The sequence below is a fragment of the Synechococcus sp. 1G10 genome, assembly GCF_002252625.1.
Lineage (GTDB): Bacteria > Cyanobacteriota > Cyanobacteriia > PCC-6307 > Cyanobiaceae > Regnicoccus_A.
The window spans coordinates 1-13,659 of record NZ_NQKW01000039.1; the positions used below are offsets into that span (position 1 = coordinate 1).

Here is a 13,659-nt window from a genome sequence, read left to right on the forward strand (position 1 = left end):
ACTGTTCAGCTCACGCCGCCGCGTCCTTGGCCCCTCAGCGGTATGCGGTCAGGCGTGGATTACAGAGCTCGTGCGTACCGCCCTCTGAACGGGTACGCGTGGATAAAGCGAGGGTGACAAGGCTGATGGCAATGCCCGATCGAACACCTCATCGGCGATTCTCTCCCAATGCTCGCGGGCGGCATCATCCATCAGCTCAACACAGGGTTTTGTCTGCAGCTTGCCTGATTCCGGAAAAATCTGCTCTCCCAGGTGTTGCTTCTCGAGGATGGGGCAGAACGCCAGGATCGTCGTCACCTCGGGGATCCGGTCGCTGATCAGGTTGATCCCGTCGAAACGGCGCATGGTGGGCACCTAGTGTGCCGTCCCGGAGATTTGCGAGCAAAGTCGCTGGAGCTTCTCCAGGATTGAATCCGCCGTGGCGGTCCAGTTGAATGGTGCCTTGGTTTTGTTGTAGGCCTCTACGAACTGCTCGATCTTGGCGATAAGCTCTTTGACGCTGGAGAAGCTGCCCCGTCGGATGGCCCGCTGAGTGATGATCCCAAGCCAGCGCTCCACCTGGTTCAGCCAGGAGGCGTAGGTGGGGGTGTAGTGCACATGGAAACGGGGCCGTTGCGCCAGCCAGCTGCGTACCTTGGCGTGCTTGTGGGTGCAGTAGTTGTCGACGATCAGGTGGACGTCCAGATCCTCTTGCACAGACTTCTCGATTTGCCTGAGGAAGCCCAGGAACTCCTGGTGCCGGTGGCGCGGCCTGCACTGGGTGAGCACCTCGCCGGTGGCCACATCCAAGGCGGCGAACAGGGTGGTGGTGCCGTGGCGGATGTAGTCATGAGTGACGCCCTCCACATAGCCCAGGCCCATGGGCAGCAGCGGCTGCGTCCTGTCCAGGGCCTGGATCTGCGTCTTCTCGTCAACGCAGAGCACCATCGCCTTGTCAGGCGGGTTCAGGTACAGACCGACGATGTCGCGGACCTTCTCCACAAAGAACGGGTCGGTGGAGAGCTTGAAATGCTTCTGCCTGTGCGGCTGCACCGAGAAAGTCTGTAGCCAGCGGTGAACCGTGGTTTTGGAGATGCCGGTGGCGGCGGCCAGAGAGCGGGCACTCCACTGGGTGCTGCCATCGGTGGGCTTGGTCTGCAGCGCCCGGTTGATCACCTCCGCCACCGTGTCGTCCTCATAGGTGCGAGGCCGTCCAGGACGGAGCTCGTCATGCAGCCCTTCCAGGCCTAGCTCTCGATAGCGCTTGCGCCACTTGCCGACCGTCATCCCGGTCAGCCCCATTCGCTTGGCGATGGCCGTGTTGGTTTTGCCAGCACCGCAGGCCAGCACGATCTGCGCGCGCTGCACGATCGAATGAGGTAGCGAGCGAGAGCTGGCGATGCCCTGTAGTTGCTGAACCTCGTCATCGCTGAGGACAAGCGGTGGCATCGGACGACCAAGCGCCACGGAGCACCTCGGATAACACTCCTGATTCTAGCTGTTTTTTCCGGGACGGCACACTAGCGTGGAGCTTGCTATCATACCTTCACGACAACTGAGCATCAAGGAGCGGATGGAAAACTGCTGATAGATGAAAGCTTGTGAGGCAGGCCGGTGCCACAAAAGATTGAGTGATTTCCAATCTAACAATTCTATTGTTGGGCCAAACAAAGCAGCCATCTCGCACATATTGGGTCATTAAGCTGTAGTAATTAACCCGGATCACTCAACAGGCTAAATAACCGCAATGCTAGTATTAGCGAATTGGTATCATCCACTGCTTGGCGAGAAGCCGTTAGCAAGAACCCAGCACCTAGTATTCGGGCCCTCATGCGAAACTCTATAACCTAGCCAGCGATCAAGAGGCAGAGCCATGAGGTAGGCGAAGATATGCGTAATAGAGTGCAGCGAGTGTCAGTCTTGGTTTCAACAATAGCCGCTGGTAAGGGGATTCCACTACGGAAAGGTGTATAATTTTCCTGGCTTGAGCTCGCGGCACTGGTTCCTTCTGATAAAGAACCTCTGGCAGGTAGCTCCATAATATCTCAGAAAGAGTACGGCGAAAAAGAATGCAATAACGAGCAGGGAAAACCTGCATAAAGGTATGAAAAAGCGACCAGCTGCGCTGGGCGCGCTCCCAAGCTGACCGGGAGGCCCAGACCCCTGTTCCATGCTGCCGATAAACGGATACAACCCTGTGCAGCACGACAGCATTGCCGTGTTGGGCAGCCAGCAGGTAAAGCGGGCGATCCAGGCAGTATTGAGAGTAAATCCAGTCCGGCATCATCAGCGCCGTTGATCTCATCAAAACAGAAGAAATATGAAAATGAAAGCCACGAATCAAAGCTGAAAAATCAAGTTCATCACCCTCTTGAGAAGGCTTGATGAGCTTAAGAGAGGATTTGCTGCGCATCGATAGATCCCGCTCGTCAACCACCTCTGTATATGCTCCACAAAACGAACAAGCGTTGTGAGCCTTAAGCAAGGCAAGTTGAGTTTCAAGCTTGTGAGGGTCGATCCACCAGTCATCACCCTCTAGGAAGGCTACAAACGGTGCACGCATAGCACGGCATAGCCTTTCGAAGTTCCTGTGAGGACCCAACGGCTCTGGGGAGCTTCTGAACAAGTGAATGTTGTCTGGATACTGAGCCGCGAAAGAGGAGGCGATCTTGAAAGTTTCGTCCTGGGAGCAATCGTCTCCAATCAATAGCTCTGTCTGTTGGAAGACTGACTGCGCGATGACCGATTCAATGGCCTTGCCGATATAAGGACCATGATTGTAGGTAATCATGATAATACTAATCTCAGGCTGAGGCATCTGCATAGGCTGCATAGAAAGGAGCAAAACCTAAGGCTCCATCAAAACCTCGATCATGCTGGGATCAAAGACCGGAATGCCTAAGGCCGTGGCGATCTGGCTTCGTTCCAGAAAGCTATCATCAATAAAAATGGGATTCAGATTCAAATTAATGTGCTGAGATTTCGGCTGCTCTGGAGCGATGTGAATGACATCAGCAAAGAGATCTCTCAGACGGTAACGCTCCAACGTGTCTTCAAGCACTCCTGCGTGCCGTGTGATCAAGATAACAGGGATGCAATTATTTAGGCACTGATAGACAAAAGAAATGATGCGAACGTTCACCTTTCCGTGAACGACAACAGTATCGTCAAGATCCATGTAAACGGCGCCGTAATCCAGCTGATGCCTATAGTGATTTCGATAGCTTCGCTCCATAGCCATATGAACCAGGACTGGCTGGATGGTCACCCGCTCTCCTCTGGCCTGGTGAAGGCCGAGCAGGGGCAGATTGACGCCCATGGCCCTACTCATTGCCATAGCTCCCGCCACTCGGGGCCCAACCTCGAGCAACACCATCTCTCCTCCTTCTCGAGCCCTCACCTGGAAAAACCAGGGACCATTCATCTGCAGCTCCTCATGAATGATGGTTGCCATCGCTGCGAATGCAGGAGAATGAGCCGCCATGGTATTCATCGCGATTCCTGATCGGACGCGTACCCTCTCCCTTCCCTGAGAATAGAGAAGGCCATCGCTACGATCAGAAAAACAGTCAACCGTGAACTCCTTACCGGGGAGGTATTCTGTGATCACAGGATCTACGATGCGATCCAGGGAAGAGATCAACTCCTCGGGTGTGGCTACTTTATAGGCATCCTTAGAACCCTGCCCCTTGTCAGGCTTGACAAACAGTGGATAGGCATCAAGATTTTTCGGTGGCAGAGAATAAAGCCTGGGCACAGGCAGCCGCCTCTCAAGGAGTTGATACGTCTTCGTTTTCGATCGACAGATGAGGCACGATTGAGAAGATGGGGCAATCACCTGTGCGGGAATCAGTTCTCGCTGCAGTGCCAAGGTGAGAACGGCATCATCATGGGCTGGATAGATGACATCAATCTGAGCCATCCGACAGAGATCACTGAGTTCTGATAGAAAAGAAGGCTCGGTTACGTAAGGGAGGGAATAGTGAGTAGTGAAGAGATACGAACCCAGATCGCCCGCTAACGAAGAGGCTCCTAACAGATGGATGTTCTTGCAATCGCGCAGAGCAAAGAATATCTCCTGAGCAATTCCTGTGCCGGAAGGGAAGACCAGGACATTGGTCATCGCTCAGATCCCTGAACAGCCCATCTGAGCCAAGCGCTTGGTCGCCTTAGCGCGAATACGAGTGTCACACGCGAGATCCAGTCGTCAGCGCGAATGAGCTGGCACCATGGCGCAGGGCTTTCCTTAACATGCCCCCGACAAGGGCGCGCACTGGTAGATGCTCCATCCACACCCTCGCCTGGCAATCCGGGGGATCCATGCGGGCATGGAGATCTCTCCAGCCCAGACCAGCAATGGCAAGATTCATCAGAAACTGGCGACTGTTCATCCAGGGGCCGGGGATGTCTGATCCGAAGGGACCGGCGGTGCCTTCGTGGAAGCTAAAGTCACGTGTCCCCGTGACTGATAGATCAAGTCGGGGCACTGGTAAGACAGAAAAATACCTGGCATCCATAAGCTGATAGGAACGGTAAAGGCCGGTCAGCTCAATGAGCGAGAATGGCATTGTTGTATGACACTCAGCGGATAACGATGGGGGATAAATTCCTGCCTGAAAAAGCTGTTGGAGCACTCTGCCATCATAGCCCTCAAGGTCGATTTTAATAAAATCAGGAAAACCTTCGTCGTTCACAATATCTACGATTGATCTGGATTCCAGTTGGGTGATCTCATACTCATGCAGGCGCTCTGTGGGTGGGGGGTCAACCTGAGATATATGGTGATCACGGCGATGGATGTAGAACGGAATCCCGTCCGAGGCTGAGTCAGAAAGGGCGCAGTGGATCAGCCGTAGACGAGAAGATGCAATCTCAAGAGCAAAGACCTCCTCAATGTGACCAACAAGCTGTGGATTGGCCTCTACAGCTACAACCTTTTCAGCCCTAGAGAGATAATATGGAAGGTTGGCGCCGTCATTGGCACCAAGATCATAGATTGTAGTGAGCAGTTTTGTCGACTTTTTTTCCATCTAACCTACGAATCTGATGTATCTGGCCACGGCAAAAGGGTTTTAAACCTATGGCGGAGAGCAAGCTTATGACGAACAGAGAGACAAAGAAACAAGACAGGCTGCGCAAGAATCGTGATCAAAAAGCTGCTGGCTCGAACTGGTGATCGACGCCACAAGCGAGGTAAGATCTGAGGCAGAAGCCTAATGCTCTGCCTCCAATGTCCCCAGGGATCCGTTCTAGGGAGGGCAAAATCCATACCAAGAAACCAGAGCTCTCGGTCCAGCAGTACTTGGCTAAAACGCCCAAAGAAAAAGGCATCGATGGCGTCAACACACTCCCAGCTCATCTGCAGTCGCCGAAACCGGTTGGCATTGTGCCAGAGACCTCCGCGATGGCGACGGTAATAGGACATGGACCGATCCAGATACCCACATGTACCACGCGCCATCAGATAGGCCAGCAGCATCGAATCCCAGCACACATTGTCTGGAAAACGGGGATACATCTGGAGGTGCTCAGCCCTAATCACCAAGGTGGAGGTGTGAACCGCGTAACGCCGAAGAAGATCAACGAGCCCGTAAGCAGGTTTAGATGGCAACCACTGTGTACGATTGTCCGTTTTCGCGGCTGCGGCTACATGCTCCGGATGATCAGCTAGCAGCGCACACTGCAAGGACAGCTTGTCAGGGTCTGTCCAGTAATCATCACCCTCCAGCAGGGCCAGCAGTGGCGCGCGGGCGCGACACACAAGGCGCAGGAAATTACTCCGGATCCCCACATTTCGGTGGGCATGGATCACCCGGATCAGCTCGGGATGCCGCTGCTGCAAAGCCAGCGCTACACCAAGTGTCTCATCGGATGAGTAATATTCGCCGATGAGCAATTCCACCAACCCCTCAATGCGCTGATCGAGCACGCTGCTCACAGCCTGCTCCAGGTACGCAGCGTGGTTGCGCGTCAGCATCAACACGCTCACCTGCGGCTGAGGTGCCAGCAGAGCCTGATCGGCCACATCAATGGCCGGGATCGCCAGCATCTCAGCACGATCGATCCAGCCTGCGGCAGGCCACTGCCAGTCGAAGGTCATCACGGGTCAGTTCCTTCAGGCATGCCTAGAGGGAATCACGAATCAATTGGCGGCGACATGGATTGGGGGAGGCACAGGAGTTCGACGACGCGGCCAACGTCATGAATGGGGAAGGTGAGATGAGGGAGCTGGTTAGGCCGTCCTTGGGCAAATACCACCAACTGCAGTGCACCCGAGGCGTGCCTGAGAGCGCGTAGCGGAGCTTGTGCATCACCTGGAGCAGTAGATCAGTCATCAGTCACACCTGCGGGTAAGAAGGTCTTGATCACGTCATTGCCAGAGCGGACCCTCTGCAGGCAGAGCTACACATCCTCAGCCTTGAGCTGCTCCGTTAAACGCTGCCACGTTATTCTGGATACCTTCGACAAGGGCCAGTTCGTTGGACAGCCCCCGCCCCTGTCGATCGTCCTACAAGAGAGAGAAACCTCTGAATCATCAGATTGGAGGCGTGTCGCGTTTGTTCCAGATCTCTTCTCCGAGCCATGCAGTGGCGATGGGTAAGCTCTAAAATAGCCGAATCCAACGTAAGGTCCGCAGAATTCCGCTTCCTTCGCAATTCATGCTCTCAGATCAGTGGCCGCAATTATCCAATAATTCCAGAACAACGCAAGGAGAGAGATGCGTCCAACAGAAATTCCTGCATCCGATCCACGTAAAGGGAAGGCGTTAGCCTTTCGAGTAGCTGCTTCCCAGCATCAACAAGCCGTAAGCGAAGATACTGATCGTTGATCACCTGAAGCACAGCATCAACGAGCTGATTGGGCTTGTTTGGGTCGAAAAACAACACAGCTTCACCATATTGATCATGGGAGCCAGGCACTTCAGCTACCACTGCAGGGAGGCCGTAGCTCATGGCTTCAAGGGGTGGGAGGTTATCGGGCCCAAAGAAGCTCGGGTAAATGAGGGCTAGCGCAGTTGAATAGAGAGATGCTAGCTGAGACCTCTCAACAAACCCGGCGAAGACAACTGAATCATTCAGCTTCAAATCACTCACTAACTTCATTACAGCGTCTTGCGACCCCTTTCCTGACCCAGTAAATACAAGCTTCAGTTTATAGCCTTGGGAATGCAATTGGCTCAAAGCCAAAAGGGCAGCCATGTGGTTCTTATGAGACCAGAACTGAGCTGGATAAAGGAGGAAATTTTCCCTTTCAAGCAAAAGCTCATGGAGCAGCTCATTCTGAGCCTGAAGTGTAGACGTGACGGACTCTGGGCATGGAAATGGATTGACTAAAATACGACTGGGGTCTACTCCGAAGAATTGCTGTAGTTCCTTGGAGCCGCGTTGTGTACCAGTCACATTAAGAAATGCCTTGCGTGTGACATGCGCAAAATGCCTTTCTCTAGCTTCCCACGTATCCCCCCAAGATACTTCTGGGAAAAAGGGCTGCAGGCGGTGCTGCAGATCCCAAACCGTGATCACATAGGGTAATTGGTCGGTGAAGCTTGAAGAATTGAGGTACCACAGAACGTCTACTTGACGACGCAAGGCCTGAATCTGATCGCGAACGACCAATGTTTTGCTCAGGGGAAGGAGGTCCCAAGGGTGCCTCAGGTTGTAGAGACGGCGATGAAACGCTGAGCGTATACGCAGGGGCAGAGTCGGAGACTGAAAAACTAGTGCCGAGGAAGGATCCAGGCCCCATCGCTGTGGGATTGATGAATCCACCGCGATCGGAATCCATCGCACCTTACTTTCACTACTAGGAGCTGCGACCCGGTTGAGGATCTCCTGGAACACAGTGTGTTGAAACTCATAGGCGCCACCAGCTGTAGGGTGAACACTGGGAAACGGCACGCCGATGCATAACGGCCCTAAAATCGACTCCGCATCATCCATGAACAATTAGCTCCTCAATAACCCTGCTCTGCTGCAAAGCATTTAATGCTAATCCAGAAGGGAGGTAAAGTCCTCTGCGGGCGATCTCTTCCGCCACAGGAGCTTCAACATCTTGAAACAGAGTCATTCCTGAGAATACGGGCTGAAGATGAATGGGAAAGAAAAATGGCCGTGTCCCAATTCCAGCCAGTGCAAGCTTCTGCATAAGTGTTTTGGCTGAAGCTTGGGAATCTTTCAGCAGGATTCCATAGACCCAATACAGGTTGTCCGCATAAGAAGTCGTATCAACGGGTCGCTGAATGGATTCCAGATTCATGAACGCCTGCTGATAGGCGAGGCCGATCTCACGTTTCCTGATGAGGGTCTGCTCCAACCGCTCCAACTGGGCAAGGCCGAGCGCAGCTTGCAGATTGGTCATGCGATAGTTCCAGCCCAGCTCCTCGTGGACGAAGCGCTGCTTGGGCTGGAAGCAGAGATTGCGGAGGGAGCGGCAGCGCTCAGCAAGAGCAGGGTCGTCGGTGACGACCATGCCACCTTCGCCGGTGGTGATGTGTTTGTTGGGGTAGAAGCTGAAGGTGCTGATGTGGCCGAAGGATCCACAGGGGCGGCCCTTGTAGGTGCCCCCGATCAGTTCGGCAGCGTCTTCTATCACGGCCAGCTGGCGGCGATCGGCCAACTCCAGGATCGGATCCATGTCCACGGGAAGGCCGTAGATGTGGACCACCATGATCGCGGCGGTGCGTGGTGTGATCGCTGCGGCCACCAGCTCCGGCACCATGTTCCAGGTGTCGGGGTCTGCATCAACCACCACCGGGATCGCGCCGGCCCGCACGATGACCGCAGCGCAGGAGATGATTGTGAAGGTAGGCAGAATCACCTCATCACCAGGACCAAGGCGCAAGGCGTTCACGGCCAGCTCAAGTGCCGCCGTTCCGTTGGCACATGCCACCCCGTGCTTGCGGCCCACCCGGCGGCTGAAGGCCTCCTCGAACTGGCTCACAAAGGGCCCTTCTGAGGAAATCCAGCCGGTGTTCAGGCATTCGAGAACGAGTTCCTTCTCGCGCTCACCAATAACTGGTTCATTCACCGGGATAAAGTCGCTCATCGTTTGCGCAACACCACGCACACGCCCCAGGCGGATTCCGATGGTGGGGATCCGGTGAGCCATTCCTCGGCAGTCAGCCGCTCAAAGCCGGCGCCTTCGGCGAGCAGATCGAGCTCGGGCAGGGAGAAGTGGCGCATGGGATGGACTTCTTTGAAGGTTTCGAACTCGCCCGAGCCGGTGTGGTGAGCGAGAACGGTGTAGTGGACATCCACCCTATTTTGATTGCAATGAATCATGGGTTCGGCGATACGGGTGATCTCCAGATCGGCGGTGTGGAGACGCTTAACCCGTAGCTCAGGTCTTTGGGCAGCCACAGCTGGGGAGTACCAGACATCAAACAGGAACAGGCCACCATGATTAAGATGAAATGCCGCATTAGCGAACACGGCCTGTACTTCGCTGTTTGTTGTCTGATAGCTGACGACATGAAAAAGGGCCAGTACAGCAGCAAAGCGGCGATCCAGCTGGGTGGTAGTAATATCACCGATCTCGCAGCTGAAGCCATTGGCCTGTTGGGCAGCCGCCACCATGGATTCACTGCGCTCGAGGCCATGCACCCAGTAACCGCGCGAGGCCAACTGACGGCCATGACGTCCAGTGCCGGAGCCGAATTCGAGCAGATTCTGGCCAATAATACCATGACATTGGAGCAGCTGGTCTATATAAGCGGCTTCGGCAGCGGAGTCCTTCTCCTGATAGAGAAGGTCGTAGTAACGGCTGCTCGAGTCGAAAGCATTACTCATGCGCTGAATGCCCCCCATGAGATTATGAAAATACTTGTGCGACCATGGACCTAGCCCGTCTCATTCGCCCGGATTTTCCGACCAATATCCTAATCGCGCGCCCTCCTCCAAGGTAATGTATCGCATTCTTTCAGCATCAAATCGCTGAAGCCCTAAGACTTTGTACAGCAGATTACTCAATCTAAGCAACATTTTTGTTAATAGCCGAAACGAAAAAACATGCGCAAATCCGTTGTGCCTTCCAATTCGTATCAGCCGGTAAAGCTCTAGACGATAGCCATGCAATGATTTATTTTTTGCAAATTGCCCATAGTGCAGGTATCTCCAGCAGTCTTTAGATTCCAGGGCAATCCCCACATAGCCCTTGCTTTTGAGTTCGTGCTGCAGGTAGGAAGAGTGATCATACTTCTTGACTACTGGCCCAGATCTATCCTCATAGTAGCTGAAAGATGAATACAGGCTTAATGCGGAGGACCTATAGAGGCAGCACCATGTTTGAAACCGCTCCATTAAATAGCAGTATTCACCAGAGTATGGCTCATAAATGTATTGTGTAGGGGCGAAGCTTGTTGACACAACAGCAGCGACTTTATTCCTGTCTAGGCTATGCGCCATCTCCGCCAGTAGGGTTTTGTCAAGAATCTCGCAATCTGCATCAAGCAGCCCTACGTAGGCATAATTACGCATGATTCTAAGCTCACGGCTCCAAACCTCTCCACATGTTTCATAAAAACCCTCTCTAAACTCATAGAATATATCCGATTCAATGGCTTTGCCTATCTGGCTGAGTATCTCCGGCGTAGAGGAGCTCAGTATAGGCCAGTTAGTTTTGTGAAAAATAAAGTGTGATGAGGGCGCATGCGCCAACACCTCTGCCTGCAGCGATGGATTGCAGCCGTTAAAGTATAGCAGAAGATGAATAGTTTCACTCAAGCCATTGCACGCTGCTGAAATTGTATGCTTGGCAATTTGTGCGTCGGGAGGAGTAATGGTCATTAGGAAGCAAGATCTAGCCATCAAAATGATAAAGCGACTTCATTAGTTCAGAAGCGTGGCAAATTCCTGCAAAAAGCTTCGTGATTAGGGTACAATAATTGCATCTCTTGAGATTCCCTCAAAGCGCGTCTTATCTTGGCCACCTGCATAGGGACCCTGCTTTACCTCGATCATCTCGGTTGGTTCGAGCATTTCAAAACCGTGGCCTCCATAAGCGAGAAGAATCACGTCGCCAGACTCAAGAATCCGACTTTCGATATAGATCTGATCGTCGCTGTAGAAATCAACTCTCACTCGGCCAGTCTTGATGAATAACACCTCTTTTGTGTACTGGACTTCACGTGGAACAGGGTTATGCACGTGGGGGGGGATCACATAGCCTTGGGGGCGATTCATGTAGCCCAGTTGCTGGGAAAAGTCGTCAGGGGTGAAGAACTGAATGCCCTCGGATTCGTATCTGCTACGCAGGATAACGGCCAAGCATCGGCCAAGCAAGGTTATTTCTTCAAGCATTGTTAATATTGCAAGTTTACATGTAGAATCACAGTCATTTTACTTGTCCTTCGCAGGTGGTTGTTCATGACCTGAGTTAAAATCACGTAAGTCTACATCAAAGTAGTTTTCACGGCGTATCCATTCCCGGAGGACAGGATCCTGCTCTGCTTCACGCTGATGGAAGAGGTAGCCATCTCGTTCTGCCTGCTGCCAGAGCTCTCGAAATTCTGCTGCTGATGCCGCCCATGGAGTCACAAGATCAGTCACAGATGGGCTCGGATACAAGTGCTTTTTTAAGGAAATGATCGATCGCCTTAGAGCCTGCTTGATCAGACTAGGCTTGCGGGTTGGAGTGACTAGGGTCTCTTCTCGTAGCTTGCTTCTGAGTTCGGCATAAGAGTTACAGATTCCCTGATAGCAAGCACGTTTAGTAAAGTAATCAGAATTCAGCCGATCAGACCCGCATTGATGAAAGAGAAGTGAACTCTGGCGATAAACAGCTTTGAATCCTTTCTTTGCAATTTTCATCGTAAGTCCTGTTTCTCCGTCACCTTGCCAACGCCTGTATAGCGGAGGAACAAGATCAACGTGAAAGCCACCACAGTCTATCAGTACTTGACGCCTGATAGCAAAATTAAGACCCCAGATCCAATTTGGGTGAATGCCATCAACATCCCTGCCGATATCCAACAACGATAACCAAGTGCAGCTCCATCCTCCGTAAGGCGTTGGAGCGAGCAGGTCCCAGAACCATGAGGGAACAGAACTGGAAAAAACTGGAATAGACGGACCTCCAGCCAAGTCAGCTCCTTTATCCCGAAATGCTTTTATCGTTGAAGCGCACCATTCATCCGATAGAATAACGTCATCATCCAAAAAGCATAGTACGTCTGCCTCAGTCACGCGCAGTGCTGCATGACGTGCCGACGATAGGCCTGGCAAGGAGCATTCCACTACCGTCGCAACAGGGAAGTTCCTTGCGATCTTATTAACAGCTAAAATGAGGGATTCTTCATAGTTGTTATTGATGACAATAGCTTCAAATTCCTTGTATTTTTTCAGTTGAGACTGAACTGACTCCAAGCACATTTGCAGCTGATGAGTTCTTCCGCATGTCGGAATTACAATTGCGTACCTTAATGGGGAAAGCTTGCTCATCTTCCAAAGAAAAACTTCTTGAACATGCGAAGTCGGCAAAATATCTTTCTGTTCATTCTTAAAACTTTTGGTTTGCTCTCAAACTTCTCTTCGGGCATCAAGCTCCTAACCATATTGTAACATAACGGATGTATCAACGGCAGTGGTGATCGCCGGAACAAATAATCGTAATTAGACAATTCTGGATGAAGCCCAAGCACTGTCATGTCTACGTATAAAAACATGTTTTGTGAATACCACCAAGAGACGTGATCATCCATCCAAAACTGATTTCTGAGGATATCAAAACAAACATAACCTCTCTCGTAAAACTGCCCTGCCCAGTAGCATGGCCATTGGCAATTGATATGCCCCGTGCCTGGCTGGCCAGGGATTGCCGCTGAAAATAGGACTACAGGAGCCAGAGCTACTAGAGACGCTACAAAGTCTGCAGACGCAGCCTGTGACAGATGTTCAGCCACCTCAAGGGAAATAGCCAAATCGAAAAGGCCGCTTTCAGTGAACTTCTGTTCGAGATCTAATGCAATAAACTCATGTTGATCAATTTCCAAGCTCTGTTGGTCAGCATAACCATCGATGCCAAGAACGGTGTCAATTCCTAGCTTCTTACACTCGGCCAACCAGCTACCCATTCCACACCCTATATCTACGACACTTTTCGGTCTCAAAAGTTCAAAAACATATGGCAATACAACTCCAGCAGATAGGCGAGACTCCTTAACTGAATCAATGCAATGATCGTCTTGATAGGGATTTACACAGTTTTCATGCATCTTTGGATAAATTCCAGAGGACGATCAAGAAGATTAATTTATCATGATGCAGCCCAGCAAGGCTGGACTGGCTATCTTTTGGAAAAGGTTGACTCAGTATTACCAGACTCAGGAGGATGTTCTGCTGCTACCTGCTTGGGTAATACCGACTACCAGAGGCAAACATGCCATCGGGTGGACCAAAGGCTTTAGCCGGGCACCCTCCCCGCCGTGCCGGAGCGCTGCCTCGCGTTCGTAAGGCAACATTGTGAACTCACTGGCTCCCGGCTGGTATTTACCGCAGCCCTGCACTGAGCAGCCACCCACTACTGGTGGGCGCTCCGGCCACTACCTCACGAAGATCGGCGGCGACGGCACGCTGCACCACCTGCACCAGGGCTGATTCAAAGTGTGTCACAGGCGCTCTGGCCTGAGCCGCACCCATGGGTTTTGGTCGGTGGGAGTGCTCCCTCCTTGTGCCCGAAACCTCC

The 13,659-nt window shown here is 52.4% G+C and carries 14 protein-coding genes; all 14 read right to left on the reverse strand.

Annotation, left to right across the window (positions count from 1 at the left end; genetic code table 11):
- Window positions 1-48 precede the first annotated feature (48 nt).
- The 14 genes from CJZ82_RS19215 to CJZ82_RS19415 all read right to left on the reverse strand — a co-directional run bounded on the left by CJZ82_RS19215 (window position 49) and on the right by CJZ82_RS19415 (window position 13,586).
- Window positions 49-345, reverse strand: a complete 297-nt coding sequence (locus tag CJZ82_RS19215) for a hypothetical protein (RefSeq protein WP_233130349.1) — start codon at window positions 343-345, stop codon at window positions 49-51.
- A 9-nt stretch (window positions 346-354) separates the two neighbouring features.
- On the reverse strand, window positions 355-1,428 hold the full coding sequence (locus CJZ82_RS16925) for an IS630 family transposase (protein ID WP_369820116.1): 1,074 nt from the start codon (window positions 1,426-1,428) through the stop codon (window positions 355-357).
- 409 nt (window positions 1,429-1,837) lie between these two features.
- Window positions 1,838-2,803: a glycosyltransferase gene (locus tag CJZ82_RS16930; protein ID WP_158218629.1), complete on the reverse strand. Its 966-nt coding sequence runs from the start codon at window positions 2,801-2,803 to the stop codon at window positions 1,838-1,840.
- Window positions 2,804-2,827: 24 nt separating this feature from the next.
- Window positions 2,828-4,102, reverse strand: coding sequence for an ATP-grasp domain-containing protein (locus tag CJZ82_RS16935; RefSeq protein ID WP_094556918.1), 1,275 nt, complete (start codon window positions 4,100-4,102; stop codon window positions 2,828-2,830).
- A gap of 64 nt (window positions 4,103-4,166) precedes the next feature.
- The gene (locus CJZ82_RS16940) at window positions 4,167-5,009 is read right to left on the reverse strand and encodes an FkbM family methyltransferase (RefSeq protein ID WP_094556919.1); all 843 of its coding nucleotides are present in this window, start codon (window positions 5,007-5,009) and stop codon (window positions 4,167-4,169) included.
- Window positions 5,010-5,014: 5 nt separating this feature from the next.
- Complete coding sequence (locus tag CJZ82_RS16945) at window positions 5,015-6,079, reverse strand: glycosyltransferase (protein WP_094556920.1); 1,065 nt, start codon at window positions 6,077-6,079, stop codon at window positions 5,015-5,017.
- Between the two features lie 583 nt (window positions 6,080-6,662).
- Window positions 6,663-7,919, reverse strand: a complete 1,257-nt coding sequence (locus tag CJZ82_RS16950) for a glycosyltransferase family 1 protein (protein ID WP_094556921.1) — start codon at window positions 7,917-7,919, stop codon at window positions 6,663-6,665.
- Window positions 7,912-9,024, reverse strand: coding sequence for a DegT/DnrJ/EryC1/StrS aminotransferase family protein (locus tag CJZ82_RS16955; protein WP_094556922.1), 1,113 nt, complete (start codon window positions 9,022-9,024; stop codon window positions 7,912-7,914). The genes CJZ82_RS16950 and CJZ82_RS16955 overlap by 8 nt, the downstream gene beginning before the upstream one ends.
- Entirely contained in the window at window positions 9,021-9,767 is a 747-nt protein-coding gene (locus CJZ82_RS16960; RefSeq protein ID WP_158218630.1) for a class I SAM-dependent methyltransferase, read from the reverse strand. The genes CJZ82_RS16955 and CJZ82_RS16960 overlap by 4 nt, the downstream gene beginning before the upstream one ends.
- A gap of 60 nt (window positions 9,768-9,827) precedes the next feature.
- On the reverse strand, window positions 9,828-10,763 hold the full coding sequence (locus CJZ82_RS18155; protein WP_143593753.1) for a hypothetical protein: 936 nt from the start codon (window positions 10,761-10,763) through the stop codon (window positions 9,828-9,830).
- 84 nt (window positions 10,764-10,847) lie between these two features.
- Window positions 10,848-11,243, reverse strand: a complete 396-nt coding sequence (locus CJZ82_RS16965) for a hypothetical protein (RefSeq protein WP_233130350.1) — start codon at window positions 11,241-11,243, stop codon at window positions 10,848-10,850.
- A 72-nt stretch (window positions 11,244-11,315) separates the two neighbouring features.
- On the reverse strand, window positions 11,316-12,416 hold the full coding sequence (locus CJZ82_RS16970) for a glycosyltransferase family 2 protein (protein ID WP_094556925.1): 1,101 nt from the start codon (window positions 12,414-12,416) through the stop codon (window positions 11,316-11,318).
- Window positions 12,413-13,189, reverse strand: a complete 777-nt coding sequence (locus CJZ82_RS16975; protein WP_094556926.1) for a bifunctional 2-polyprenyl-6-hydroxyphenol methylase/3-demethylubiquinol 3-O-methyltransferase UbiG — start codon at window positions 13,187-13,189, stop codon at window positions 12,413-12,415. The genes CJZ82_RS16970 and CJZ82_RS16975 overlap by 4 nt, the downstream gene beginning before the upstream one ends.
- Before the next feature lie 274 nt (window positions 13,190-13,463).
- Window positions 13,464-13,586 (reverse strand): hypothetical protein, encoded by a 123-nt coding sequence (locus CJZ82_RS19415; RefSeq protein WP_255381089.1) that lies wholly within the window; start codon window positions 13,584-13,586, stop codon window positions 13,464-13,466.
- Between the last annotated feature and the right edge of the window lie 73 nt (window positions 13,587-13,659).

Excerpts from the sequence above, each read along its gene's own strand:
- CJZ82_RS19215 (WP_233130349.1), bottom strand. The coding sequence starts at position 345 with ATGCGCCGTTTCGACGGGATCAACCTGATCAGCGACCGGATCCCCGAG.
- CJZ82_RS16940 (WP_094556919.1), bottom strand. The coding sequence starts at position 5,009 with ATGGAAAAAAAGTCGACAAAACTGCTCACTACAATCTATGATCTTGGT.
- CJZ82_RS16935 (WP_094556918.1), bottom strand. The coding sequence starts at position 4,102 with ATGACCAATGTCCTGGTCTTCCCTTCCGGCACAGGAATTGCTCAGGAG.
- CJZ82_RS16950 (WP_094556921.1), bottom strand. The coding sequence starts at position 7,919 with ATGGATGATGCGGAGTCGATTTTAGGGCCGTTATGCATCGGCGTGCCG.
- CJZ82_RS18155 (WP_143593753.1), bottom strand. The coding sequence starts at position 10,763 with ATGACCATTACTCCTCCCGACGCACAAATTGCCAAGCATACAATTTCA.
- CJZ82_RS16975 (WP_094556926.1), bottom strand. The coding sequence starts at position 13,189 with ATGCATGAAAACTGTGTAAATCCCTATCAAGACGATCATTGCATTGAT.
- CJZ82_RS16955 (WP_094556922.1), bottom strand. The coding sequence starts at position 9,024 with ATGAGCGACTTTATCCCGGTGAATGAACCAGTTATTGGTGAGCGCGAG.
- CJZ82_RS16970 (WP_094556925.1), bottom strand. The coding sequence starts at position 12,416 with ATGAGCAAGCTTTCCCCATTAAGGTACGCAATTGTAATTCCGACATGC.
- CJZ82_RS16925 (WP_369820116.1), bottom strand. The coding sequence starts at position 1,428 with ATGCCACCGCTTGTCCTCAGCGATGACGAGGTTCAGCAACTACAGGGC.
- CJZ82_RS16945 (WP_094556920.1), bottom strand. The coding sequence starts at position 6,079 with ATGACCTTCGACTGGCAGTGGCCTGCCGCAGGCTGGATCGATCGTGCT.
- CJZ82_RS16960 (WP_158218630.1), bottom strand. The coding sequence starts at position 9,767 with ATGAGTAATGCTTTCGACTCGAGCAGCCGTTACTACGACCTTCTCTAT.
- CJZ82_RS16930 (WP_158218629.1), bottom strand. The coding sequence starts at position 2,803 with ATGCAGATGCCTCAGCCTGAGATTAGTATTATCATGATTACCTACAAT.